This window comes from Streptomyces sulfonofaciens, from assembly GCF_014656295.1.
Taxonomy (GTDB): domain Bacteria; phylum Actinomycetota; class Actinomycetes; order Streptomycetales; family Streptomycetaceae; genus Streptomyces; species Streptomyces sulfonofaciens.
In genome coordinates this window covers 160347-184642 of record NZ_BNCD01000009.1, presented here as the reverse complement: position 1 = coordinate 184642, position 24296 = coordinate 160347, and the positions used below count along the sequence as shown (strand labels likewise).

The following is a 24296-nucleotide window of genomic DNA, read 5'->3' as shown; positions in this document are numbered from 1 at the left end:
CCCGCAGGCGTACCGTGCCCGCCCGCCCGCGGCGCCACGGCCCCCACGGCGCCACGGCCCCGCGGCGCCACGGCCCCCGCGGCGCCGCGGTGCCCCCGACGTCAGAACCGCCGCGTCCCCGACGGCGTCACCACCGCCTGCACGGGACGGTCGTGCGGCAGTCCCGGCAGCCGCTCCACGACCTCCGCGTCATACAGCAGCACCACGAGGGCGGCAGCGGCGTCCGCGGCCGCCAGACGGGCCAGCACGCGGTCGTACGAGCCTCCACCGCGGCCCAGGCGCGTCCCCCGGGCGTCGACGGCGAGCCCGGGCAGCAGGACGACGTCGGCCCCGAGCACCGCGTCGGGGCCCAGCGGCCCGCCAAGCGGCTCGTGCAGCGTCAGCCGCCCCGGGCGGGGCACGCCCACCACCGACTCCGGGCCCTCGTAGACGCCCCAGTCCAGGTCGTTGTCCGGCAGCAGCACCGGCAGCAGAACGCGCACACCGCGCGCGTGGAGCGCCTCCAGCAGGTCGCCGGTGCCGGGCTCGTGGCCCACGGAGACATACGCCGCCACCGTCCGCGCCCGCGCCATCTCGGGCAGTTCCAGGGCCCGCCGCGCCAGCAGCCGCGACGCCCCCCGCACGTCATCCTCCGTCAACCTGTCCCTCACCGACAGGAACCCTTGCCGCAAGGCGCGCTTGTCAGCATCGCAACCCTCGGGGAACTTCTTCCCGGGATGACGCATCGGGCGCTCACAAACCTCTCTATATGCACTCATATGCTGATGAATTATGTAGAGGCTCAGTTACCTCGCATAGTCACCCGTTATGGTGGCCGCATGACTGAGTCTCCGCACCCCCCCATCAGCAAGGCCGTTATTCCCGCGGCGGGCCTCGGTACGCGTTTCCTTCCGGCCACGAAGGCCACTCCCAAGGAGATGCTGCCCGTCGTCGACAAGCCGGCGATCCAGTACGTGGTCGAGGAGGCCGTCTCCGCGGGCCTCCACGACGTCCTCATGGTCACGGGCCGCAACAAGCGCCCCCTGGAGGACCACTTCGACCGGAACTACGAGCTCGAAGAGGCTCTCTCCAAGAAGGGCGACAGCGCCAGGCTCGCCAGGGTCCAGGAGTCCAGCGACCTGGCCACCATGCACTACGTGCGCCAGGGCGACCCCAGGGGCCTCGGTCACGCCGTCCTGTGCGCCGCCCCGCACGTCGGCAGGGAGCCCTTCGCCGTCCTCCTCGGGGACGACCTGATCGATCCCCGCGACCCGCTGCTCGCCCGGATGGTCGAGGTGCAGAAGCAGCAGGGCGGCAGCGTCGTCGCCCTCATGGAGGTCGATCCCGCCCAGATCCACCTGTACGGCTGCGCGGCGGTGGAGCCGACCACCGACGGCGACGTCGTCAAGGTCACCGGCCTCGTCGAGAAGCCGGACACCGCGGACGCCCCCAGCAACTTCGCCATCATCGGCCGCTATGTCCTCGACCCCGGCGTCTTCGACATACTGCGTCAGACGGAACCCGGCCGAGGTGGTGAGATCCAGCTCACCGACGCGCTCCAGCAGCTCGCCGTGGACGAGAAGGCGGGCGGCCCGGTGCACGGCGTGGTCTTCAAGGGACGCCGGTACGACACCGGAGACCGTGGCGACTACCTGCGTGCCATTGTCAGACTCGCGTGCGAACGTGAAGACCTGGGCCCGGACTTCCGCACCTGGCTCCGCCGTTACGTCACCGAGGAGATGTAGCAACTTTGAGCAGCACCGCCATTCCGCATGCCGCAGGTCAGGACCACGTCTGGTCGGTGACCGAGCACCTGGAGGACATCCTCGCCACGGTCCGTCCGCTGGACCCCATCGAGCTGCACCTCCTGGATGCACAGGGGTGCGTCCTCGTCGAGGACATCGCGGTGCCGCTCTCCCTCCCGCCCTTCGACAACAGCTCCATGGACGGCTACGCGGTCCGCACCGTGGACGTCTCGGGCGCCGGTGAGGAGTTCCCCGCCGTACTGACCGTCATCGGGGACGTCGCCGCGGGGCAGGCCCAGCAGCCCACCGTCGGCCCCGGGCAGGCGGCCCGCATCATGACCGGCGCCCCCGTGCCGCCCGGCGCGGACGCGGTGGTGCCCGTCGAATGGACCGACGGCGGCCTCGGCGGGGGCCCCGTCTCCGGGATGCGGGCGCACAGCCAGGCCCCGGAGGGTGCCTCGGGCGAGGTCCGGGTGTACCGGCCGGCGGACAAGGGTGCCCATGTGCGCGCCCAGGGCAGTGACGTGCGCGCCGGCGACCGCGCCCTCCAGGCCGGCACGGTCCTCGGCCCCCCGCAGATCTCCCTGCTCGCCGCCGTCGGCCGCAGCGCGGTACGCGTGCGCCCGCGCCCGCGTGTGGTCATCCTGTCCACCGGCAGCGAACTGGTCCAGCCCGGCGCGGACTTGCGGCCCGGCCAGATCTACGACTCCAACAGCTTCTCCCTCACCGCCGCCGCCCGCGACGCGGGTGCCCTCGCCTACCGGGTGGGCGCGGTCTCCGACGACGCGGACACCCTGCGCGCCACCATCGAGGACCAGCTCATCCGCGCCGACCTCCTGGTGACCACCGGCGGCGTCAGCGTCGGCGCGTACGACGTCGTCAAGGAGGCCCTGTCCACCATCGGCGACCCCGCGGACCCGGGCGATCCCGCCGTGGGCAGCGGCATCGAGTTCCGCAAGCTCGCCATGCAGCCCGGCAAGCCCCAGGGCTTCGGCACCATCGGCCCCGAGCACACCCCGCTCCTCGCGCTCCCGGGGAACCCGGTCTCGTCGTACGTCTCCTTCGAGCTGTTCGTCCGGCCCGCGATCCGCGCCCTCAGGGGCCTTCCCGACGTGCACCGGCCCACCGTCAGCGCCACACTCCGCGCCGACCGGCCGCTCACCTCGCCGGCCGGCCGCAGGCAGTTCCTGCGGGGCGCGTACGACCCCGACACGGGCACGGTGGCTCCCGTCGGCGGCGCCGGCTCCCACCTGGTGGCGGCGCTCGCCCATGCCGACGCCCTCATCGCCGTTCCCGAGGACACGGTCTCCGTGGCGCCCGGGACCAAGGTGGAGACGATCCTGCTCGGCTGAGGCCCGGACCCGCGCGGTACCGTGTCGCGCACACAGGGCCCGTGCGCGGCACCGCACGGGCCAGGACCGGGAGCGCACAGAACATGACCGCGATGTCCCGGGGGGAGACCCCCGGACCCGCCCGGCAGGGCCGGGAGGGCGAGCACGACCAGGGGGACCGGCCGGCGCCGGGAACCCCTCCAAGCGGCCGGGACGACAACGACCGGCTGACGCACATCGACGAGTCGGGCGCCGCCCGTATGGTCGATGTCTCGGGCAAGGACGTGACCGCCCGCACCGCGCGCGCGAGCGGCCGGGTGCGGGTGTCCCCGCGGGTCGTCGAGCTGCTGCGCGACGGCGGCCTGCCCAAGGGTGACGCGTTGGCCACGGCGCGGATCGCGGGCATCATGGGAGCCAAGCGCACACCTGATCTGATCCCGTTGTGCCACCCCCTCGCCGTCTCCGGCGTGACGGTCGAGCTGTCCGTCGCGGACGACGCCGTCGAGATCCTGGCGACCGTCAGGACCACGGACCGCACCGGCGTCGAGATGGAGGCCCTCACCGCGGTCTCCGTGGCCGCGCTCACGGTCGTCGACATGGTGAAGGCCGTCGACAAGGCGGCCGTGATCACGGACGTGCGCGTCGAGGAGAAGACCGGCGGCAGGTCGGGCCACTGGACGCGCCCGGAGGCACAGGCATGACCGAGCAGCACCCCCGCGACCCCTCGCACCCCCACGACGCCCCGCACCCCCACGACCCCCCGCACGTCCCGCATGCCGCGCACGCCGAGGGCGCCCCCGGGGACCCGGCGCGCGCCCTCGTCGTGACCGCCTCGAACCGCGCGGCGGCCGGCGTCTACGAGGACACCGGCGGCCCCCTGATCGCCGAACGCCTCCGGGAGCTCGGTTTCGCCGTCGGCGGCCCCCGGGTGGTGCCGGACGGCGATCCCGTGGAGCGGGCGCTGCGTGAGGGCGTCGCGGCCGGGTACGACGTCATCCTGACGACCGGCGGCACCGGTATCTCCCCGACCGACCGGACCCCGGAGGCGACCCGCGCGGTCGTCGACCACGAGGTGCCGGGCATCGCGGAGGCCATCCGGGCGTTCGGACGGGAGAAGGTGGCGACGGCGGCCCTCTCGCGGGGCCTCGCCGGAGTCGCCGGCCGAACGCTGATCGTCAATCTGCCCGGGTCCACCGGTGGTGTACGCGACGGCCTGGCCGTCCTCGCGCCGCTCCTGCCGCACGCCGTGCAGCAACTGCGCGGCGGCGACCACCCCAGACCCTCCCCCGGTGCCGGGGGAGCCTGGGAGGTCCCCCCGGGGGGTGCGCGCTGAACAGCCCGTCCTGGCCGGTCGAACTGGTGGACGGCGACATCGCCCTCCGCCCCATAAGGCTGCGTGACCAGCGCGTCTGGCGGGAGGTGAACCGCCGCAACCGGGACTGGCTGCGCCCGTGGGAGGCGACGATCCCGCCGCCACCGCCGACCGGTCCGATGACCCAGCGGCCCACCTACCGCCAGATGGTCCGCCATCTGCGCGCCGAGGCGCACGCGGGACGGATGCTGCCGTTCGTCGTCGAGTACCAGGGCCGCATGGCGGGCCAGTTGACCGTCGCCGGCATCACCTGGGGCTCCATGTGCTCCGCCCACATCGGCTACTGGGTCGACCAGGCGGTGGCGGGCCGCGGTGTGATGCCGACCGCGGTCGCCCTCGCGGTGGACCACTGCTTCCGTACGGTCGGGCTGCACCGCATCGAGGTCTGCATCCGGCCCGAGAACGCGCCGAGCCGCCGGGTCGTGGAGAAACTCGGATTCCGCGAGGAGGGGATCCGCCCGCGCTACCTCCACATCGACGGTGCGTGGCGCGACCATCTGGTGTTCGCGCTCACCGCCGAGGAGGCCCCCGAGGGGTTGCTCGCCCGCTGGCGCAGGGTCCGCGCGGAGAATGCGGACCGGAACACCGCCTGACGGCGCCGGCCGGCGCTCCGGCTTCCGGCCCCGGGGCCCGGTGGTGCGGCCGGACGGCCGGTGTGCGGGGTGCGATGTGCGACCGATGCGCGGGATGTGACCGGTGTGTGGGATGCGACCGGCGTGCGTGACAGTCCGTGCGACCCTCCGCGCTTCCGCACCTCGGATCACACGCCCAAGCCTCCGGCGCCCTTCGGTGACCCCTCCTAATAAAATAAATGTTCGAAAAAAGCGCTCGACTTCGATCGCTTCCCCAACGGAATTCGGTCTCCCAACGGTCGGCTGATCGCACCAGTCGCAAGAAAGGTTCGGAATATCAGCCAGATCGTGCGACACACCGGGGGAATTGGCAGATGGCCTCATGCAAACCCCTCTACCGTGTGAGGCGTGAGCAGCAGCGGCCTCATCTACGCAGTCATCGTCGGGGCCTGGGCCGCCTACTTGGTGCCGATGTGGCTCCGTAGGCAGGACGAGCTGAACGAAGCCCGTCCGACGGAACGCTTCAGTACCGCCATCCGGCTGCTGTCCGGCCGGGCGGGCATGGAGCGCCGGTACGCCAAGGACCTGCAGGCGCGCTCGGAAGCGGCGGACGAGCCGCGGAGCGACCGGAGCGGACCCACCGGCTCGGTGGACGTCCGGGCCCTGGCCGTACCCACCCGCACGGAGCCGCGCCGGCAGCGCGGCGGCCGCGAGGCCGGCGCAGCCGAGGGGCCGCGGGAGAGCAAGGAGCGTCGGGGGCGGGAACCGGAAGGGCACGAGCCGCAGAGCCGCTCGCGCGGCCGCTTCGCGGCAGGCCGCCAGGACAGGTCGCCGTCCGCGCCCGCCCGCCGCGCCGCTGCCGCCCACCAGCACCCGGCCCCGTCGGTGTCCGCTCGGTACGAGCCCGGGCCGGATGCGCAGGGCCGCCAGACCGCCGGTGCCGTCGCGGACACCGGACCCGGTACGGGGGCCGGTGCGGGCAGAGGTGCGGGGGCCGCTACGGGGACGGGTGCGGGCGCGGGTCGGCCGTCGGGCAGAGGGCACACCGGCGCACGCAGGACGGGTGCCGCCGTCGCCACGGGTGCCGCAGGACCTGCCGCTGCCGCGGAGGCCGCGGCACGGGCTCGGCGCTCGAAGGTGCTTGCGCGCCGTCGGCGCACCACAGTGCTTCTGTTCCTCGCCTTCACGCTGGGCGCCGTGGTCGCCGCGGTGGGCGGGATCGCCCTGCTGTGGGTGCCCGGTGTGCCTGCCGTGCTGCTGAGCGGCTACATCGCCTATCTGCGCCGCCAGGAGCGGCGTCGCTTCACCTACACCATGGACCGGCGCCGGGCCGAGGCCGCGGCGCAGCGGCTGCGCGAGCGGCAGCCGGGCAGGCGGCCCGGTGCCGCCGTGCAGGCCGCCGTCGAGGACTCCGACGCTCCGGAGGACACCGACGACGGCCCGGAACCCGGCATGGACACGGAGGCGCAGGCGCTCTCCGCGCTGGCCGCGGACCGCCGAGCCCTCGTGGAGCAGACCGACCACGCCGAGTGGGTCGACCAGCAGCGTGAGCGGCGCCGCGGGCCGGCGCCCGGCGAGAGCTGGGACCCCGTTCCGGTGCCGCTGCCGACGTACGTCACCGCGCCCGTCGCGCCACGCGCCGGAGGCGATGCCGACCGCGGTGCGGCCGACACGTGGAGCGCGGCGCGGTCGTCCCCTGCCGAGCCGCCCGCGGAGGCATCCGCGGGTGCGCAGCCCGCGGACGCCTCCGCGGGAGGGGCGGCGGGATCGCGTGACGGGACGGACACGGGTACGGATGGCTCCGGTGGCTCATCGGCGCGCGGTGCAGGGCGCGGGCGCGGAAGCGCGCGGGGCGGTGCCTCCGGCTCCGGCGCCTCCGGTGCGGCGGGCGCGCGCGATACGAGTGGCGCGCGGGGCGCGGGGGCGGCGCGTGGGCAGGGCAGAAGGGGCCGGCGAGGCGAGGACGGCGCCGCGCCTTCCTCCTCCACCCGCTCCGACCGTCCCTCCGACGACTCCTCCTTCGATGCCCAGGAGCAGGACGAGCCCGGCGGTGGACGCAGCGACGCCCGCAGGGCCGCGTCGGCCCGGCGGGCCCGGGAGCGGGGGCGTACGCCGCTCTTCGACCAGTACGCCGACGGCGATCGGCCGTGGGCGGCCAACCAGTGAGGGACCGGGCCCCGGCAAGGACCGCCGCCGGGGCCGCCGGGCCGACGCGGCCGTCGGGGCCCTGCGAGCCGATGGGTGCGGCGAAGGCCCGTCGCACCGGTGCCGTCCGGCGCCCGGTGTCGAGGCTGATCAGCCCCCGTGCGGTCCGGAACGCGTTTCCGAGCACACCGGGCGGGATGCTAGAGTTTCACTCGTTGCAAGGGCCTGTGGCGCAGTCCGGTAGCGCACCTCGTTCGCATCGAGGGGGCCAGGGGTTCAAATCCCCTCAGGTCCACGCAATAGTCCGTTCACGGTTAACCGGGGAACGGTTCACGAGATCCCGATCAGACGGTCACCGTCGGGTCGGGATCTCGTCGTTTCGGCCGTCGTCGGCACCCGAGTCGGTGGTGGCCGGCACCCGAGTCGGCTGTCGTCGGCACCCAGCCCCTGCCCATCGGCTCGCTGGGGACGATGCCCGTCGAGAGGTGGGCCCGGGCAGGAAGCGGACCCGGGGAAGGCGTCCGGCGGTATGTCGAGCGGCAGTTCCATGCTCCCGGCTCCCGGCTCCCGGCGCGGCCGGCAGCGGTCGGCATTCGGGTGGCTGCCGACACAGCGGTCCTGGCCCTGCTCGGCCCGCGCCGCGGTGGTGAGGACGAGATCCCCGCCGTCTCTGCGGTGCACGAGCAGTCTCGGTGACTCCCGCAGCCGGGCAAGTGCCCGCTTGTTCTCGTTCACCAGCTCGGAGAAGTTCACGGCCGCATGCTCGGCAGCCGCATCTCTGCCATTACTTCGAAACCCCGCCTGGCCCCGTCGCCCAGAGGGGATGGGGCCGGGGTGGTCACCGGCTGCTCACTTCTCCTCGCCCTGCCGCAGCCTCGTTGGCTTCCGCCGTGGCGCGTCCGGCGTCGCGGCGGCCCAGAACGGCGGCGATGCCGAAGCTGGTGGTGCCGACGGCCGGGAAGCCGGCGGCCAGGAAGGCCAGTGCGGAGGGGACGTCCCATGCGTTGGGCAGGACCAGCGGCGTGGGCTTGTGGTGCAGGTCACTGAAGGAGTCGGTCACGGGGCGGCTTTCTGCGGTGGGGACCGCCGGCGGTGGTTCCGTCGCGGGTGCTCTCGTTCTGGGCGGTGCCGGCGTGGGCGTTTTGTTCTGGGCGGTTCCGTGGGCGGGGTGCTCTCGTGCTGGGCGTTTTCGTCGTGGGGTGCGCCTGTCGTGGGGTGCGCCCGTCGTGGGGCGCCTCCGTGCCTAAACCTGCGTCATGGGCGGATGCCTCGTGACGTGCGCCCGTGTCGGGCACGGGTTCTGCCGTGGCTCACGTTAGGGCCGTGACGGTTCGACCCCGGTCGAAGCGGCCCCGCCCCGACAGGCGGGTGAACCGGCCTTTGCCAGGTCCGGTGACGGGATGGCCTCCTCCGCCTCCGGCGGTGAGATGGCCTTCGCCGCGTCCGGGCGGTGAATCGGCCTTCGCCGCGCGGCCGAACGGCCTTCGCCGCGTCCCGAGGCGAGACCGTCCTCGCTCCGGCCGGCGGCGAGGCGGACTTCGCTTCGAGCGGCGTCGAAGCATGGCCGGACTAGCGTGAGGGGCATGGAGCGATCGTCATACGTGTCGGGGCAGGGTGTGTCCGGCGGTGGGGACAGCGACATCGCGGCCGTCGGTGCCCTGGTGGCCGATCCCGGGCGGTGCCGGATCCTGTTGGCGCTGGACGACGGCCGGGCGCTTCCGGCGAGCAGGCTCGCGGCGGAGGCCGGGGTCAGCGCGGCGACGGCCAGCAGCCACCTGGGCAAGCTGACCACCGCGGGGCTGCTGACCGTCGAGCCGCACGGGCGGCACCGGTACTACCGGCTGGCCGGGCCCGCGGTGGGCGACCTGATCGAGGCGCTCCAGCGGCTGGCGCCGGCCGCGCCCGTCACGTCGCTGCGGCAGAGCAGCCGGGCCCGGGCGCTGCGGCGGGCGCGTACCTGCTACGACCACATCGCCGGGCGGCTCGGCGTCGAGCTGATGAGGGCGATGATCGAGCGGGGGCACGTGGCCGGTGGCGACGGCACCCATGATCCGGCGGCGGCCGTGGCGGACGCGCGTACGGGCTACGGGAAGGACGTGGACTACGCCCTGACCGCCTCCGGGAAGGCGTTCCTGGCGGAGTTCGGGGTGCGGATCCCCGAGCGGCGGCGGGTGATGCGGTACTGCGTCGACTGGAGTGAGCAGCGCCACCACCTGTCCGGGGCGGTCGGGCGGGGGCTGCTCGACCGGGTGCTGGAGCTGGAGTGGGTACGGCGGGCGGGGGACAGCCGGGCCGTACACGTCACCGAGGCGGGCGCCGGGGGGTTCGCGCGGGTGTTCGGGGTGCGGCTGTAGGGGGCGGCAGGCGGGCCGTGGCCCGGGGGGTTGCACGCGCGCCGTGCCCCCGGGGGTCGCAGGCGGGCGGCCCCGAGGATTGCGGCACCCGGGCCGCGGCCTCACGGACCCGGGGCGCTCCGGTATTCCGAGGTGGGGCGCGGCCGGTCTGAATTAGTCTGCCGTGCATGAACATCTGCCGTGTCTCGTTCGCTCACCCCGACGCCGTCAAGCTCAACGACCGGGTGCAGCTTGAGTACGCCGAGCGGTACGAAGAGGGTGACGGGGACGTCACACCGTTGGACACGGCGATGTTCGAGCCGCCGCGCGGGCTGTACCTGATCGGGTACGACGACCGGGGCGTGCCGGTGGCGACCGGGGGCTGGCGCGCCCAGGACGAGGACGAGATGGGGTACGTGGACGGGGACGCGGAGATCAAGCGGATGTACGTCGTGCCCGAGGCCCGGGGGAGGGGCCTCTCGCGTCTGGTGCTGGCCGCGCTGGAGGCCGACGCCCGTGCGGCGGGGCGGGTGCGGATGGTCCTGGAGACCGGCATCAAGCAACCCGAGGCCATCGGCCTGTATGTGTCGAGCGGCTACGAGGAGTGCGTCAAGTTCGGCCACTACCGCCACGACCCGCTGAGCCGCTGCTACGCCAAGGCCCTGCTGCCGGAGCCCGTGCGGGGGAGCGGGACCGGGAGCGCGGAGGGCCGCGCCGGGGCTGCCGGGGCTGAGGGGCGGCGCTGCGGGCAGGGCCTGGGGAACGGCTAGCGGGACTCGGGCGGCGGTGCGGCCGAGCGGCGGTCCAGGGCCAGGGAGAGCTCCGCCTCGAAGACGGTCCTCGCGAGCGGCCGCAGGCGCTGGAACTCCTGGGCGGGGACGTGCTTCCCGATCAACTCGGTGAACAGCTCCGCGAGCGCGTCGGTGTGGGCGCGGACCCGGCGGCCGGCCTCCAGCACCGCGGCGAGCGGAACGCCCTCGCGCACCAGGGCCGAGGACGCGTCCAGCAGCCGCCGGCTGACGTGCACGACCTCCTCGCCGTCGGTGCCGAGGTAGCCGAGCTCCAGGGCCGTCGCCAGGTTCTCCGCGGTGTCCTGCCCGGCGAAGCGGTCGGCCAGTTCCTCGGGGGTCAGGCGGACCGGATCCTCCTCGGTGGGGGCGCCGAGGCCCAGCAGGTCGCCGACGCCGCGGCCGTGGTCGAACGCCTCGGCCAGTTCCGCTATGCCGGTGAGCGTGTGGCCGCGGTCCAGCAGGGCGGCGACGGTGCGCAGCCGGGCCAGGTGGTGGTCGTTGTACCAGGCGAGGCGGCCTTCGCGGCGCGGCGCGGGAAGCAGGCCGCGTTCGCGGTAGAAGCGGAGCGTCCGTACCGTGATGCCCGCGGCCCGGGCCAGCTCTTCGGTCCGGTACTCGCGGTTCCCTGCTGCCGGGGCCGGGTCGGGGTGCGCGTCTGCCACGGTCGTCACCCTACGGCGTCCGGGGCCGTCCGCACGGGGCGCGGGGGCCGGGGCCCGAGGTGCCGTACCGGCGGTAACTTTCCTGTGTGCACCCCCTACCCATCAGTACGGGCCTCCCCTACGCTCCCACTGTGCCAGTGGTTACTGGCGCGATTGGGCGGCGTCGTGGGAGGGTCCGGATGGGCGGGCATGTGCGGGTGGCGGTGATCGGGTCGGGCTTCGGCGGGCTGGGGGCCGCCGTGCGGCTGCGGCGCGAGGGCGTCATCGACTTCGTGGTGCTGGAGCGGGCCGACGCGGTCGGCGGCACCTGGCGGGACAACAGCTATCCGGGATGCGCCTGCGACGTGCCCTCGCACCTCTACTCGTTCTCCTTCGCCCCGCATCCCGACTGGCCGCGCACCTTCTCGGGGCAGGAGCACATCCGCGGATATCTGGAGCACGTCGCCGACGCCTTCCGGATACGCCCGCACCTGCGGCTCGGCTCCGAGGTGACCAGGATGCGCTGGGACGGCGAGCGGCTGCGCTGGGAGCTGGAGGTGAACGGCGCCCCCGCCCTCACCGCCGATGTGGTCGTGTCCGCCACCGGGCCGCTCTCCGAACCGAGGATCCCGCGGGTGCCCGGTCTGGACGACTTCCCCGGGGCCGTCTTCCACTCGGCGCGCTGGGACCACGGGTACGACCTGCGCGGCAAGCGGGTCGCCGTGGTCGGCACCGGGGCCTCCGCGATCCAGATCGTGCCGGCCGTCCAGCCCGACGTGGCGCGGCTGACGCTCTTCCAGCGCACCCCGCCCTGGGTCCTGCCGCGCACCGACCGGGCGATCACCGCGGCCGAACGCTGGCTGCACCGGCACCTGCCGCTGACCGCGAAGGCCAGGCGCGGGCTGCTGTGGGGCATCAGGGAGCTCCAGGTGCAGGCGTTCACCAAGCGGCCGAACGAGCTCGGCCTCGTCGAGCGGCTCGCAGCGCGCAACATGGCCCGTGCCGTCAAGGACCCGGCGTTGCGCAGGCGGCTCACCCCCTCGTACCGCATCGGGTGCAAGCGGATCCTGCTCTCCAGCACCTACTATCCGGCGCTCGCCCGGCCCAACGTCGACGTGGTCGCCGCGGGGCTCGCCGAGGTGCGCGGGTCCACCGTGGTGGGCGCGGACGGCAGCACGGCCGAGGTCGACGCGATCGTCTTCGGCACCGGCTTCCACGTCACGGACATGCCCGTCGCCGAGCGGGTGGTGGGCGCCGGCGGTCACACGCTCGCGGAGAGCTGGTCGGACGGCATGGCGGCGCTGCGCGGCGCCACCGCGGCCGGCTTCCCCAACTTCATGACGGTCATCGGGCCCAACACCGGGCTGGGCAACTCCTCGATGATCCTCATGATCGAGTCCCAGTTGAACTACCTCGCGGACTATCTGCGGCGGCTCGACGCACTCGGCGCGCCGGGCGGACGGGTCGCGCTCGACGCCCGCACGAGTGCGGTCGCCGCCTGGAACCGCGCGGTGCAGGAGCGCATGAAGCGCACCGTGTGGAACACCGGCGGCTGCACTAGCTGGTACCTGGACGCCCAGGGCCGCAACACCACCGTCTGGCCCGGCACCACCACCGAGTTCCGCGCCGCCACCCGCCGCGTGGACCTCGCCGAGTACGACGTGATCAGGGCCGCCGGGGCCCGCAGCAGCGCACAGAAGAAGGCGGAGGCCGGAGCGTGAGCCGAGTGAGCAGCACGGAACGAACCCCGAGGACTGGTTCCGGGCCCGTGACGTCCGGGCGCTACACCCCGCCGCCGCCCGTACGCGAACTGACCGCCCGCTCCGACGACGGCACGGCGCTGAACGTACAACTGCACGGCCCCGAGGACGCGCCCGCCGTGCTGCTGGTGCACGGCTGGACCTGCTCCACCGCGTTCTGGGCGGCGCAGATCCGCGACCTCGCCGCCGACCACCGCGTCATCGCCTACGACCTGCGCGGCCACGGTCGCAGCCAGGCGCCCCGGGGGCCCAACGGATACGGCACCCGGCAACTCGCCGACGACCTGGAGGCGGTGCTGCGCGCTGCGCTGGAACCGGACCGGCGCGCCGTCCTCGCCGGCCACTCCATGGGCGGTATGACGCTGATGGCCGCGGCCCGCAGCGACGCCCTGCGGGAGCACGCGGCGGCGGTGCTGCTGTGCAGCACCGGCAGCTCCCGGCTGGTCGACGGCTCGCTGGTGCTGCCGATGCGCGCCGGGCGGCTGCGCACCCGCCTCACCGGGCTGCTCCTCAACTCGCGGGCACCGCTCGGCCCGGTCACACCGGTCAGCAAGCGGATCCTCAAGTACGCCACGATGGGCCGCGCCGCGACGCCCGAGATGGTCGAGGTCTGCGCCCGGATCGTGCAGGCATGCCCGCGCGAGTCCCGCCACCACTGGTCGCAGGTGCTCGGCCGGCTCGATCTGGACGTGGAGGTGCCGCGGCTCTCCGTGCCCACCGCGATCCTGGTCGGCACCGCCGACCGCTTCACGCCCCCCGCCCAGGCGCGGGCCCTGGCCGCCGCGCTGCCGCACTGCGTGGACGTCACCGAGCTGCCCGGACTCGGCCACATGGTGCCGGTGGAGGCGCCGGACGAGGTGAACCGGCGGATCCGCGAGCTGGTCGCCACCCACCTCACCGCGAAGGGAGCGGCATCCGCATGAGCAGGAGCGGGGACACGGGCGGGAGCGGGAGGCGGAACGTCCTTGAGGGGCGGGTCGCCGTCGTCACCGGAGCCGCGCGCGGCGTCGGCGCGATGCTGGCCCGCAAGCTGTCGGCGCGAGGTGTCGCGGTGGCGCTCGTCGGGCTCGAACCCGAGGAGCTGAAGGGCGTCTCGGCGCGGCTGCACGGCGAGAGCGGCCACTGGGAGGCCGATGTCACCGACCGGTTGGCCATGGAGCAGGTCGCCGAGGAGGTGGGGGCGCGGTTCGGCAGGACCGACATCGTGGTGGCGAATGCGGGCGTGGCTACGGGAGGCCCGTTCGCGACGGCCGATCCCGACGCGTGGCGGCGGGTCGTCGAGGTCAATCTGATCGGGTCGGCGGTGACCGCGCGGGCGTTCCTGCCGCTGCTGTTGGAGAGCCGGGGCTACCTGCTGCAGATCGCCTCGCTCGCCGCGATCGCCCCGGCACCGCTGATGAGCGCGTACTGCGCGTCCAAGTCCGGCGTCGAGGCGTATGCGCACAGCCTGCGCGCGGAGCTGGGGCACCGGGGTGTGAAGGTCGGCATCGGCTATCTGTCCTGGACGGACACCGACATGGTCCGCGGCGCCGACGAGGACGAGGTGATGCGGGAGTTGCGGCGGCGGCTGCCGTGGCCGTCGAACAAGACCTATCCGGCGGGACCCGCGGTCGACCGGCTGGTGGCCGGGATCGAGCGCCGGGCAGCACATGTCTACGGGCAGTGGTGGCTGCGCGGGATGCAGCCGGTGCGGGGTCTGCTGCCACCGCTCATCGGGGCCGTCGGGCAGCGCGAGATGCGGCGCTTCGGGCCCCGGCTCTCGGGCGCCCGGCGGGGGCTGGTGGGGGCGGGGGGCGCGGCCGACGAGCGTCGGGCCGGCCTTGCGGCCGGGGAGGACCCGGCGTAGGGCGCGTCCAGCGGGTGCCGGCGTGTTTCAGCGGGTGCCGGCGGGAGATGCCCGGCGGGGACCGCGGGAGCGGGCAGCGTCCGGAGGGGGCCGCGGGAGCGGCGCGTGCGCGGGCATCCGGCCCGGCAGGAGGAGGGCAGGGCGACGGAGCCGGCCCCCGCGGGCCGGTGGCGGAACCCGCGCCTCGGCGCGGCCGCTCGCGCACTTCCTCGCGCACTTCCCCGCGCCCCATGCGGCTCGGATCCCCTGTGAGCTTTGTGCCGTGTGCCGTGTGCCGTGTGCCGTGTGCCGTGTGCCGTGTGCCGTGGGCCGTCCTGGGCTGCGCATCGCGCCCCGTGCTGGGCCCTGCCCCGCGCGCCGCGGACCGCTAGATGTCGTAGTCCTGCTCGTAACGGTCCGCTTCCTCCTGGGCCGAGCGGGGCTCGTCCTCCGAGATGTGCATCCGGCGGTCGCGCTCCCTGGCGCGGCGCTCCACCTCGTCCGCGGCGGCATCCTCGGCGCGCCTGCGCCGCTCCTCCTCGTCCCGCTCGGACTGCTCGGGCTGCTCGGACTGCTCGGGCTGCTGGGACTGCTGGGACTGCTGGGACTCTTCGGACTTGCCCTTGCCCTTGTTCCTGGGCTCGTCGGTGGCCATGGGTCCTCCGGGGGTGGGAAGGTCAGACGGCTTCCGGCCGCTGCCTGCGGGGCAGTTTCGGGCGGATTCTGGCCGGCACGTGGGTGTGGTCGGGCGGTGCGGACGGCGGGTGCTCGGCGAGCAGGCCGAGGGCGACGCGCACCGCGTCGGCGAGCTGGACGTAGCGGCCCTCGGCCCAGTCCAGCGGGGTGCGCAGGGCCGGGATGTCGGGCGGGACGCCGCGGTTCTCGACGGACCACCCGTAGGCGTCGAACCACGCCGCGTTCATCGGCACCGTGATCACCGTGCCGTCGCCGAGCCGGTGCCGGCCGGTGATCCCGACCACCCCGCCCCAGGTGCGCCGGCCCACCACCGGGCCGAGCCCCAGCAGCTTGATGGCCGCGATGATCATGTCGCCGTCGGAGGCGGTGGACTCGTCGGCGAGCGCCACGATCGGGCCGCGCGGGGCGTCCTTGGCGTAGGAGACGGGCTGGGCGCCCCGGGTGAGGTCCCAACCGAGGATGCTGCGGGTGAGCTTCTCGACGACGAGCTCGCTGATGTTGCCGCCTGCGTTGCCCCGTACGTCCACGATCAGCGCGGGCCGCGACACCTCCCGGCGCAGGTCGCGGTTGAACTGCGCCCAGCCCGAGCCGCCCATGTCCGGGATGTGCAGGTAGCCGCACTTGCCGCCGCTGAGTTCCCGCACCACCGCACGGCGCCTGGCCACCCAGTCCTGGTAGCGCAGCGGACGCTCGTCGATGAGCGGCACCACCGCGACCCGGCGCGGGCCCCGGCCGCCCGCCGCGCCCTCCGCGGGCGTGAAGGTCAGCTCGACGGTGGTGCCGCCGGCGGCCGCCAGCAGCGGGTACGGCCCGGCGACCGGGTCGACCGGGCGGCCGTCGACGTGCGTGAGCACGGCGCCTTCGCGGATGCCCGTACCGGCAAGCGGTGAGCGGGCCTTGGAGTCCGAGGAGTCGCCCGGCAGGATGCGCTTGACCGTCCAGCCGTCCTCGCGGGGCACCAGGTTGGCGCCGAGCAGGCCGATCAGCCGCTGGTAGTGCGCGGGGCCCTCGTTGCGGCGGGCCGGCAGGACGTACGCGTGCGAGGTGCCCAGCTCGCCCAGCACCTCGCGGAGCAGGTCGGTGAACTCGTCGGGGGAGGCGACCCGGTCGACCAGCGGCCGGTACTGGGCGAGGGTGCCCGGCCAGTCGATGCCGGCCATGTGCGGTTCCCAGAAGTAGTCCCGGATGAGGCGGCCCGCCTCCTCGAAGGCGCCGCGCCACTCGGCGGCCGGGTCCACCTCCTGGAGGACGCGGCGCAGGTCGATCCAGACGGTGGTGTCCATGTCGCCGGGCCCCGTCGACGGCATGGCGCGCAGTTCGCCCTGGTCGGCCACCACAAGACGCGAACCGTCGCCGCTGACGCCGAACGAGTCCAGGTGCAGCACGAGCTCCGCCCTGCGGCAGCGTGCGATGTCGAAGTACTCCAGCGTGGGCCGGCCCGAGGTGTCGGCCGGGTTGACGAACGTCTCGCCGAGCGCGCCGGAGATCGGCCAGCGCAGCCACACCAGGCCGCCGCCCGCCACGGGCCTGAGCGCCGAGTACTTGGAGGCCGCCACGGGGAACGGCGTCACCCGGCTCTCCAGGCCCTCCACCTCGACCATGGCGGCCCCGCCGGCCGCGGCGGCCCTCGACCGGGCGTCGGCCGGGTCGACGCCCAGCGGGTCGTGGGGGCCGGCTGCGGGCCGGCCGTCGGGCAGCAGTGCGAAGGGCGAGGGGATGGCCGAGGAGAGCGGTACGAGGTACGGGCGGCAGCCGATCGGGAAGGACAGGTCACCGGTGTGCACGTCGTAGACGGGGTCGAAGCCGCGCCAGGACAGGAACGCCAGGTAGCGGCCGTCGCGGGTGAAGACCGGGCTCTCGTCCTCGAAGCGGCCGTCGGTGACGTCCACCACGGTCCTGGCGGTGTGCCCCTCGCCCGGTTCGCCCGCCACGGTGTCCTCGATGCGGGCCAGCTTGATCTGCCGCAGCGAGCGGCCGATGCCGGGGTGCGACCAGGTCAGCCATGCGCCGTCGGGGGAGAACGCGAGGTCGCGCACCGGGCCGTTGCGGGACCGCACCAGCTCGCTCACGACGGTGTCGCCCGGCGCCGCGGGACCGGGGGTGCCCCGCCCGGCCCCCGCACCACCGCCCAGCGGTCCCGTGCCGGACGTGCTCCCCCCGGGCGCCGCGGCGTCCGGGTCCTCGGGTACGTCCACGATCAGCAGCCGCCCGTCGTGGGAGGCGACGGCGAGGCGCCTGCCCTCCGGGTCGGGAACCATCTCCAGCACCCGCCCGAGCCGCCCGGTCGCGAACCGGTGCGGCGGCGGGGTGCCGGTGGCGCGCGGCAGGTACCCGATCTCGACGGAGTCCTCGCCGGCCGCGTCCGTCACGTAGGCGACCCGCCCGCCGGCGCCCAGCATCGCCGGCAGCCGCACCCGCACGCCCGGGGTGTCCGCGACGGCCCTGGCCGGGCCGTCGCGGTGCGTCAGCCAGTGCAGGCTGCCGCGCACCACGACGGCACTGGCCCGGCCGCTGAAGTCCACGGCAAGTCCGTTCAGGTGCTGGGCGGTCGGGATCTGGTAGGGGCGGCGGCCGGCGCGCGCGCCGCCGAGGCGCACGTCCAGCCGGCGCGGCACTGCGTCGGGGGCGAGGTCCGCGACCATCCACAGCTCGCCCCCGCACTGGTAGACGACCCGCCTGCCGTCGCTCGACGCGTGCCGGGCGTAGAAGTCGTCGTGGTCGGTGTGGCGGCGCAGGTCGGAACCGTCCGGCAGGCAGGAGTAGAGGTTGCCGATGCCCTCGTGGTCGGAGAGGAAGGCGATGCGCCCGGCCACGAACATCGGGCAGTCAAGGTGCCCCTCCAGGTCCTCCAGCAGCCGCCCGCCGCCCAGCCACAGGCGGCCCATGCCGCCGCCGCGGTAGCGCTTCCACGCCGCCGGCTCGTGCGGCGCCCTGCCGGTGAGCAGCAGGGTGAGGTGCTCGCCCGCGACGTCGGCCACCGCGATGTCGGCCACCGGGCCCCACGGCAGCCGGCCGCCGGGCGCACCGGTCATGGGCACCTTGTAGGCCCAGGTGAAGTGGGAGAAGGGCTGGCCGTGCGAGGCGACGGCGAGGATGCAGGGCGCACCGTCGGGGCCGGGCGGGGTCCAGCCGCAGACCCTGGTGTCGGTGCTGCCCCAGTACGTCAGCCGCCGCGCGGGCCCGCCGTCGACCGGCACCAGGTGGATCTCCGGGTCGATGCTGCGCCAGCTCGTGAACGCGATCCGGCGTCCGTCGGGCGAGAAGCGCGGGTGGCCGATTCTGGTCCGGTCCACGGTGAGCCGCCAGGCACGGCCCGTCGCGGTGCCCTCGTCCGTGAGCGGCGCCAGCCAGAGGTCGTCCTCGGTGGTGAAGCAGAGGCGGTCGCCGTGCAGGTGGGGGAAGCGGAGGTAGCCGGGGGCGTCCGGCTCCGCCGCGGAGTCCGGTCCCAGGCCGGGGGCGGTCGCGGAGTCCGGTTTCGGGCCGGGGGCGGCCGCGGGCCCGGGTGTACCGGCCCGCCGGGGCCCGGGGGCGTCCTGGTGCGGGTGGGCGGAGCCGGGCTCACGCTCACCGGCCGGTGCTCTCTCGCGCGCGTCACTCACCCCACCATGCTTTTCCGGCGCGCGGGAGGCGGCAACTCGTGGCGGCGGCGCGCGGCCGGCCGCGGTGGGCGACCGCTCAGTGGGGGACGGGCGAGGTGGCCGCGTACGTACGGCGCAGGAAACGGGTGAGCGCCGCGGAGTCGAACTGCACCACCGCCACGTGCTGGGCCGAGTGCAGCTCCACCACCGCGCGGACCCGCCCGCTCGGCCAGACCCGGACGTCGCCGCTGCTCACCGGCCCGCGCAGGCCGCGCTCCAGGAGCTCACGGGTGATGGTCCAGTGCTGCGGCGGGGCACCGGGGGACTCCGGCAGGCTGATGCGCACGCTGCGCGGGGCGGCGTCGGGGTCGTAGCGCAGGTCCACGGGCACTGCCCAGCGTTCCTCCTCCGCGCTGTCCGTGACGACGCGGACCTCTGCGTGCTGTTCGACGGCGACGGACATCGACCGCTCCTCACGCTCATGGGGGGCTCTTGTCCGTTAATGTTCCATATATTTTGGTTCGCGAATCACGGAAATCCGCCGGGAATGGTGAGGTGTGCCACGCCGGCGGCGGGTCAGGCCCGTCCCGGGCGCCTGGCTCCCGTCGGGAGCCAGGCTCTGGGGCGCGGGCCGGGGCCGCGGACGGGTGCCGTGGGGCCGGGACCGTGGACGGTTGCAGCGGATGGGTGCCGAGGGCGCGGTGTCGCGGGCGGGGTCTCCAGGCCGGGCGGCCGGGGCGGCCGGGTCAGCCCGTGTGCAGCATCAGTCCGATCCCGGCCACCATCAGCCCCGCCGCGGCGATCCTGGGCAGCCCGAAACGCTCCTTGAAGAAGACCGTGCCGATGGCCGCGCCGACGATGATCGAGGACTCGCGCAGCGCGGCGACCGGTGCCAGGGCCGCACGCGTCTGGGCCCACAGCACCAGGCCGTACGCCGTCATGGACATGGCCGCGCCGAGCAGCCCGCGCGCCGCGTAGGGGCGCAGCGCCGCGAACAGCCGGCCGCCCCGCGCCCACACCGCGTACGCCGGGATCGGGAGGCCCTCCAGGATCATCAACCAGGCGATGTAGCCGAGCGGGGTGCCCGAGGCGCGCACGCCCACGCCGTCCACGACGGTGTACCCGGCGATGGCCAGACCGGTGGCCAACGCCGCGGTCAGCGCGGGCCCGCGCGGTGCACCGCCCGCGCCCCTGAAGCCCCACAGGGCCACACCGACGAGTCCGGCGGAGCACACCAGGACCCCTGCCGTCTGCGTCCCGTCCAGCGTCTCGCCCACGAGGCCGGCCGCGAGCACCGTCACCACCAGCGGCGCGGTGCCGCGCGCGATCGGGTACATCTGCCCGAAGTCGCCGAGCGTGAACGACCGCATCAGCAGCGTCTGGTAGCCGGTGTGCAGCAGCGCGGACACCACCAGGTACGGCCAGGCGGCGGAGGCGGGCAGCGGCGCGAAGCAGGCCACCAGCGCGCCGAGCACGGCCGCACCGCCGCCGATCAGCGTGAACGCGACGAGCTGGTCCCTGATCGCGTGGGCGATGGCGTTCCAGCCGGCGTGGGTGACGGCCGCGCACAGGACCGCGGCCGCGACCAGCGGCGTCACGCGGACGGCGGGACGTCGCCGAGGCCCGGACCGGGCGTCGCCGGTCGGGTGAGGCGTGGTCGGGTGAGGCGTGGTCCGGCGAGGCGCGGCTTGCCGAGGGCGGAGAGGGCGGAGAGGGCGGAGAGGGCGCCGAGGGCCCCGGAGGCGGCGTGGGTGACAGGGGTGCCTGGGGTGGCGAGGGCGCCGAGGAAGCGGGGACGGGGGGCGGGGGGCTCCGTGCCGTCGGCCGACGGCGACGCGGCTGGACTCGTCATGCCCGGCACGCTAGCGCCGTCCGTACTCCCGTGCGACGGGGCGTTTCCCGCCGCCCCGTGCGGCCGGATGACGTCCGCCGCCTGCGTGCGCACCGGTGATGTCCGCCGCCCTCGTGCGCCTCGGCGATGTCCGCTGCCTGCGTGCGCCCCGGCTGTGTCCGCCGCCTCCGTGCGAGCGGGGGCCTCGCCGTGCGGCGGTCAGTCGTGCCCGGAGTGGGGGCCGATCCCGATCAGCAGGTTGTCGACCAGTGCCACGAGGAAGTCGTCGGTGACGGGCTCGTCCGGAATGAGCAGCCGGTGGTACACGGCGCCCCATAGCTGGTCGACGAGGACCTGGAGGTTCACGTCGGCCCGGATCTGTCCCGACTCCCGGGCCCTGCCGAGCCGTTCCACCGCCAGCCGGCGCCGCTGTGAGGAGTACAGCTCCCGGTAGGCGCTGGCCAGCTCCGCGTCGGTCTGAGCCTGGCCGATCAGCTCGGCAAGCACCCTGCCGCCCGGCGTCCGCGTCATCACGTGGGCGAAGGCGCGCAGTTGCTCCAGCAGGTCCGCGCGGATGTCGCCGGTGTCGGGAAAGGCGAGCGTCTCCTGGACGGCGTGGAAGTGGCCGTCCAGGGCCAGCGCGCCCTTGGACGGCCACCACTTGTACAGCGTGGTCTTGCTGACGCCCGACAGCCTTGCCACCCGCTCGAAGGTCAGGTCGGCGGTGCCCTCGGCGAGGAGCAGTTCCCCCACGGTGCGCAGGACGTCCGCGCGGACCTCGTCCATGGGCCGGCGCCCGCGCCCGCGGCCACTGCGTTCCCTGACGGCGGCGCCTTCCGACTCCTTCGCCACGTTCCCTCCGGGGTCGCTGGTGATCCGCTCAGTCTATGCCGGGCACGGTCGGGCCCCGGACGCCGGCGGACGACGCCGTCACGGGGCGGTGCGGGCGTCGGCCGGCGGGTGGGCAGCACGAGCGGCACGATGAGGAGCGCGGCGGTGGCGAGGTCGACACCGGTTCCGACGAGGCGGTCGGCCGCCGCGGATGCGTCGGGTCCGGCCGGCGGCCACGTCATGGCCACGGCGAGCGGCGTCACGAAGACGACGGCGGCACCGTAGGTGCGGGTGACGAACAGCTCGGCGCCGGCCTGGAGCAGGCGGGCACGGCACAGGACCAGGCCGCCGTGACCGGCACCTCGACCCAGCCGCGGGCGGGGGAGGGCGCCACGAGCCCGCCGGCCAGGGTGGCGATTACCAGGGTGGCGGTGACCACGGGGTGATGGCCAGGAGGGAGGGCCAGGGTGGCGCCGGCCTCGTACGGCATCCGGCCGGTCGCCACTGCGCAGCCCGCGTCCGTACGGTGCCGCGAAGGCGCCGAAGGCCGCGTGCGCGGACAGGCCGTGCCGGCCGGCGCGAGGAAGGCCGCCACCCCGGCGCGCAGCGCGGCGGGCGGCGCATGGCGGTCGGTGCCGAACGCGACGAGCGCGCCCGGTGCGGGCAGGGCGCGCGGTGCGGCAGGGCGCGCCCGGCCGTCGTGCCCGGTGCGAGGAGTGCGGGGGCATGGTGATCGCCTCGTCGACGGGCCGGTGGGAAGGGAGGCGGGACGAGGACCGGGACCCTCTCCCCGCGGGACGGCTACTTCCGGACGGTGAGGAGGTCGGGGAGGTCGACACGGGTGAGGAACTCCCGGCGGATGCGGTCGGCCACCTCGCTGACCTCCTCCGATCCATCGTCGGCCGGGTCGATGTGGACCCGGTAGGGGCGTTCCCCGGCAGGCAGGCCGACGATGCGGGCGATCTCGTCGGAGACCTGGGAGGCATGGGCGTCCGCGGGGGCGAGGGCCGCGAGTTTCTCTCCCACCTGGTCCATGAGGCCGGCGTAACGGGTCTCGTACTCGGCCTCGACGGCGCTGTCGGCGGGGTGGCCGGCGTGGGTGAAGTGGTTCGTGCCGCTGGTGAAGGAGCCGGGGACCACGATCGAGGTCTCCACGCCCCAGCGGGCCAGCTCGCCGGCGTAGCTCACCGCGAGCGAGTCCATGCCGGCCTTGGCGGCGAAGTACGGGGCGAGGTAGGGCGGGGTGCCGCCCTTGACGCTCGAACTGGAGACCCAGACGACCAGCCCCCGGCCGCGGTGGCGCATGCCGGGCAGTACGGCGCGGTTGACGCGCTGCGTGGACAGGACGTTGACGTCGTACAGCTCGGCGAGCTGCTCCGGGGTGAATGCCTCGGCCGGGCCGACCACCATGTGGCCGGCGTTGTGGATCAGCACGTCGATACGGCCGTGCTCGGCCTGTATCCGTGCCACCGCGGCGTCGACGGAGTCCTGCGCATTCACGTCGAGTTCGATCGAGCGCAGGTCGACGCCGTGCTCCTGCGCGTAGTCGGCCGCTTCCCGCACCCGGGGCGCGTTGCGGCCCGTGCTCTCGCGCATACCGGCGTAGACGGTGTGACCCGCGTCGGCGAGGGCGCGGGCGGTGAGCGCTCCGAAGCCACTGGAGGCACCCGTGATCACGACGACGGCGGGGGTGGGGGCGGCCGTGGAATGGGCGGCGGAAGTGGGCATGGGAGGGGTCCTTTCCCGTGGCGGGCGAAAAGAAATGAACGGCACGTACATATAATCACGGGGTAGGGGTGGCGTCCACACCCGCGGCGGAGGCCGGTCGGTGGTGGCCCCGGGGGGCGGCCGGGGGCGGTGTCGCAAACCGGTCGGTGGTGGCCCTGGAGGGGGGCGGCGGGCAGGCCCCCGATTCGGCGGAAAAGTGCTGGCCGCGCTGTGTGCGGGGGCCATAGCGTGCCGGGTCATGGACTGGGAGAGCTGGCACGGCAAGTACGACGACCCGGCCTCGCCGATGACCCGCAGGCTTCGCGTGGTCCAGGAGCGGATCAGGCTGGCCCTCGACGCCGCTCCAAAGGGTCCGCTGCGGGCGGTCAGCATCTGTGCGGGGCAGGGGCGGGACCTCGTCGGGGTGCTCGCGGAGCATCCGCGGGGCCCGGACGTTACGGCGCGGCTGGTGGAGCTGGACGCCCGCAACGCCGCCGTGGCGGCGGAGTCGGCCCGGGCGGCGGGGCTCGACCGTGTGGAGGTGGTCACGGGCGATGCCGCCCGCACGGACCACTACCGCGGTCTGGTGCCCGCGGATCTCGTGCTGCTGTGCGGGCTGTTCGGCAACATCAGCGACGCCGACGTCGAGCGGACGATCGGGTACACGACCCAACTGTGCGCACCCGGCGGCCGGACCATCTGGACCCGGCACCGGCGGGCGCCCGACCTGGTGCCGCGGATCTGCGCGTGGTTCCGTGCGCACGGACACGAACCGGAGTTCGTGTCCGAACCGGATGCGGGCTTCGGCGTGGGCGTCCACCGCTTCACGGGGGTCCCGGCCCCGCTGGAGGAGGGGGCGCGCATGTTCTCGTTCATCGGCTTCGACGTACTCCGCCGCCTGAACGCCTGACGCCGGGACGGTGCGCTGGAGCCGGCAGTCACACCGGTGTGCGGCCGCGGACCAAGGAACGGGCGGGGTGCGGGGGTGCGGGGGTGCGCCGAGGGCCCGGTGGCGTGGGCAGGGCCCGCCCGCGGCCCCGCTCCCCACGGTTCGCCACTCGATGCGGAACGCGGATCAGAGGCCGCGCGGGCCCGCGAAGCCGCACCTGCGGCCTCGCGACCTCGTGGATCCGGCGCCCCGCGCAGCCGCGGCCTCAGC

The 24296-nt window shown here is 74.6% G+C and carries 22 protein-coding genes and 1 tRNA gene; 13 read left to right on the top strand and 10 right to left on the bottom strand.

What is annotated here, in order from left to right; genetic code table 11:
- Positions 1–101 precede the first annotated feature (101 nt).
- Positions 102–725, bottom strand: coding sequence for a 5-formyltetrahydrofolate cyclo-ligase (locus tag IE313_RS16895; RefSeq protein WP_189932944.1), 624 nt, complete (start codon positions 723–725; stop codon positions 102–104).
- A gap of 93 nt (positions 726–818) precedes the next feature.
- Here IE313_RS16895 and galU point away from each other — a divergent pair, with 93 nt between their 5' ends.
- From galU to IE313_RS16860, 7 genes are all read left to right on the top strand, one after another.
- Complete coding sequence (gene galU / locus IE313_RS16890; protein WP_189932943.1) at positions 819–1724, top strand: UTP--glucose-1-phosphate uridylyltransferase GalU; 906 nt, start codon at positions 819–821, stop codon at positions 1722–1724.
- Between the two features lie 5 nt (positions 1725–1729).
- On the top strand, positions 1730–3076 hold the full coding sequence (glp, locus tag IE313_RS16885) for a molybdotransferase-like divisome protein Glp (protein ID WP_229924692.1): 1347 nt from the start codon (positions 1730–1732) through the stop codon (positions 3074–3076).
- A 239-nt stretch (positions 3077–3315) separates the two neighbouring features.
- The gene (gene moaC, locus IE313_RS16880) at positions 3316–3756 is read left to right on the top strand and encodes a cyclic pyranopterin monophosphate synthase MoaC (RefSeq protein ID WP_229924715.1); all 441 of its coding nucleotides are present in this window, start codon (positions 3316–3318) and stop codon (positions 3754–3756) included.
- Complete coding sequence (locus IE313_RS16875) at positions 3753–4388, top strand: MogA/MoaB family molybdenum cofactor biosynthesis protein (RefSeq protein ID WP_189932939.1); 636 nt, start codon at positions 3753–3755, stop codon at positions 4386–4388. Before moaC ends, IE313_RS16875 begins: the two co-directional genes overlap by 4 nt.
- A complete protein-coding gene (locus IE313_RS16870) occupies positions 4385–5020 on the top strand; it encodes a GNAT family N-acetyltransferase (protein ID WP_189933133.1) in 636 nt (211 codons plus the stop codon). The genes IE313_RS16875 and IE313_RS16870 overlap by 4 nt, the downstream gene beginning before the upstream one ends.
- Positions 5021–5407: 387 nt before the next feature.
- Positions 5408–7165, top strand: coding sequence for a divisome protein SepX/GlpR (sepX, locus tag IE313_RS16865; protein WP_229924691.1), 1758 nt, complete (start codon positions 5408–5410; stop codon positions 7163–7165).
- Positions 7166–7365: 200 nt separating this feature from the next.
- Positions 7366–7439, top strand: a tRNA-Ala gene (locus tag IE313_RS16860).
- Between the two features lie 543 nt (positions 7440–7982).
- Here the strand turns inward: IE313_RS16860 and IE313_RS16855 are convergent.
- Positions 7983–8204 (bottom strand): isocitrate lyase/phosphoenolpyruvate mutase family protein, encoded by a 222-nt coding sequence (locus IE313_RS16855; protein WP_189932937.1) that lies wholly within the window; start codon positions 8202–8204, stop codon positions 7983–7985.
- 523 nt (positions 8205–8727) lie between these two features.
- Here IE313_RS16855 and IE313_RS16850 point away from each other — a divergent pair.
- Together IE313_RS16850 and IE313_RS16845 are read left to right on the top strand one after the other, a co-directional pair.
- The gene (locus tag IE313_RS16850; protein WP_189932935.1) at positions 8728–9498 is read left to right on the top strand and encodes an ArsR/SmtB family transcription factor; all 771 of its coding nucleotides are present in this window, start codon (positions 8728–8730) and stop codon (positions 9496–9498) included.
- A 167-nt stretch (positions 9499–9665) separates the two neighbouring features.
- A complete protein-coding gene (locus tag IE313_RS16845) occupies positions 9666–10247 on the top strand; it encodes a GNAT family N-acetyltransferase (protein WP_189932933.1) in 582 nt (193 codons plus the stop codon).
- Here the strand turns inward: IE313_RS16845 and IE313_RS16840 are convergent.
- Complete coding sequence (locus IE313_RS16840; RefSeq protein WP_189932931.1) at positions 10244–10930, bottom strand: MerR family transcriptional regulator; 687 nt, start codon at positions 10928–10930, stop codon at positions 10244–10246. The two genes, IE313_RS16845 and IE313_RS16840, sit on opposite strands and share 4 nt — an antisense overlap.
- Before the next feature lie 179 nt (positions 10931–11109).
- Between IE313_RS16840 and IE313_RS16835 the strand changes: the two genes are divergently transcribed.
- The 3 genes from IE313_RS16835 to IE313_RS16825 are packed head-to-tail and all read left to right on the top strand — an operon-like array spanning position 11110 to position 14515.
- Positions 11110–12630, top strand: a complete 1521-nt coding sequence (locus IE313_RS16835) for a flavin-containing monooxygenase (RefSeq protein WP_189932929.1) — start codon at positions 11110–11112, stop codon at positions 12628–12630.
- Between the two features lie 47 nt (positions 12631–12677).
- The gene (locus tag IE313_RS16830) at positions 12678–13592 is read left to right on the top strand and encodes an alpha/beta fold hydrolase (RefSeq protein ID WP_189932927.1); all 915 of its coding nucleotides are present in this window, start codon (positions 12678–12680) and stop codon (positions 13590–13592) included.
- The gene (locus IE313_RS16825) at positions 13589–14515 is read left to right on the top strand and encodes an SDR family oxidoreductase (RefSeq protein WP_189932925.1); all 927 of its coding nucleotides are present in this window, start codon (positions 13589–13591) and stop codon (positions 14513–14515) included. Before IE313_RS16830 ends, IE313_RS16825 begins: the two co-directional genes overlap by 4 nt.
- A 367-nt stretch (positions 14516–14882) precedes the next feature.
- On the opposite strand, the gene IE313_RS16820 is transcribed toward IE313_RS16825, so the two are convergent.
- From IE313_RS16820 to IE313_RS16790, 7 genes are all read right to left on the bottom strand, one after another.
- A complete protein-coding gene (locus IE313_RS16820; protein WP_189932923.1) occupies positions 14883–15149 on the bottom strand; it encodes a hypothetical protein in 267 nt (88 codons plus the stop codon).
- A 22-nt stretch (positions 15150–15171) separates the two neighbouring features.
- Positions 15172–18639, bottom strand: coding sequence for a S41 family peptidase (locus IE313_RS16815; RefSeq protein ID WP_189933131.1), 3468 nt, complete (start codon positions 18637–18639; stop codon positions 15172–15174).
- 226 nt (positions 18640–18865) lie between these two features.
- Positions 18866–19231 carry an SsgA family sporulation/cell division regulator gene (locus IE313_RS16810; protein WP_189932921.1) on the bottom strand — a complete coding sequence of 122 codons (366 nt, stop codon included), beginning with the start codon at positions 19229–19231 and terminating at the stop codon, positions 18866–18868.
- A gap of 283 nt (positions 19232–19514) precedes the next feature.
- Positions 19515–20366, bottom strand: a complete 852-nt coding sequence (locus IE313_RS16805) for an EamA family transporter (RefSeq protein WP_189932919.1) — start codon at positions 20364–20366, stop codon at positions 19515–19517.
- Positions 20363–20620, bottom strand: coding sequence for a hypothetical protein (locus IE313_RS16800; protein WP_189932917.1), 258 nt, complete (start codon positions 20618–20620; stop codon positions 20363–20365). Before IE313_RS16800 ends, IE313_RS16805 begins: the two co-directional genes overlap by 4 nt.
- 198 nt (positions 20621–20818) lie before the next feature.
- A complete protein-coding gene (locus IE313_RS16795) occupies positions 20819–21451 on the bottom strand; it encodes a TetR/AcrR family transcriptional regulator (RefSeq protein ID WP_229924690.1) in 633 nt (210 codons plus the stop codon).
- Positions 21452–22231: 780 nt separating this feature from the next.
- Positions 22232–23158, bottom strand: a complete 927-nt coding sequence (locus tag IE313_RS16790; RefSeq protein ID WP_189932914.1) for an SDR family oxidoreductase — start codon at positions 23156–23158, stop codon at positions 22232–22234.
- Between the two features lie 238 nt (positions 23159–23396).
- Between IE313_RS16790 and IE313_RS16785 the strand changes: the two genes are divergently transcribed.
- On the top strand, positions 23397–24047 hold the full coding sequence (locus IE313_RS16785; protein WP_189932912.1) for a class I SAM-dependent methyltransferase: 651 nt from the start codon (positions 23397–23399) through the stop codon (positions 24045–24047).
- Positions 24048–24296: the final 249 nt, after the last annotated feature.